The following is a 1,042-nucleotide window of genomic DNA, read 5'->3' on the forward strand; positions in this document are numbered from 1 at the left end:
TACGTTGTAAAACATGCACATTCAAAATCAAAATACTCGAATATTGGTAATCCAGATAATATCAAAAACTGCTTTAACTGAAAAAAGCACCCTCATAAGTTAGTTTGCCCAATTTATAGATATAGTTGTAATTTTAGCTTTTTAGTTGCAAAAGTTTAGTTCTTTAGTTGCTCACCCACAAGTACCAGTCAATTACGCTTCACCAGAATATATAAGTGCGCATAATATATATTATGTTAAATAGATCGTGGTTATGTATATGGTGATTCGCTTCGTTATCATGTGTTCTACTCTGCTAATAAAACGCACTACCATCGGCACAATAATGTAGCAACACTTCTTATATGTGTGACCTATTCAGTTCCTTTGCATTATTGACTGTTATTTCCGTGACATAGTTGTTAACAAAAGCGGAACAAAGTGTGTAATGAGTTATTGGTGGGCATCTGCGACGATGAATGCTGGGAATAATGCCTCTACGGCAATCAGTCGAGGTATGTTGGTTTCACTGAAATAGTGAAGTTGATAAAACGAGCTATACTATTTAGCTGCTCCACCTTGTTTTGTTTTATCAAATTTTCTTTTTGTTAAGAACTTCTCTTCTGTCTGGAGATGCTGCATGTGTAAAAAACTATTGGGTTTTATGAAAGGCAGAGGATTCACGCTTGTCCTAAGCTTTTTCCTAGCATTTTTTTCACTTGTGGTGCATGCAGCAAGCCTTAGTGGCGTAGTGAAAGATCATCAGGGAAACTTAATTGATGGTGCGAGCGTAACTCTCTTTGAAGTATTGCAAGATGATACTTTTCTTCAAATTGGAGACACCCAAAAAGTTAGTTCAGATGGCGCCTATGAATGGGATGTTTCGCCTAGTAGTTATGTGCTTCGAGCCTCTTTTATAGCATCGGATGTTTCGCTTTCTGGTGCGCCAAATAGTGTAGCTATCTCATCCGAAGATTTTGAAGTTTATGTAGATACAATACGTGATTTACAGTTCGATTTTCTTGTCCTGTCTGGCAAGGTACTTGATACTAATAAAGCCCCT

The 1,042-nt window shown here is 37.1% G+C and carries 1 protein-coding gene; it reads left to right on the plus strand.

The window, feature by feature from the left end; genetic code table 11:
- Positions 1 to 619: 619 nt before the first annotated feature.
- A partial coding sequence (locus A3729_RS05020; protein WP_156497676.1) for a carboxypeptidase-like regulatory domain-containing protein occupies positions 620 to 1,042 on the plus strand: 423 nt, incomplete at its 3' end.

Source organism: Oleiphilus sp. HI0043 (assembly GCF_001634935.1).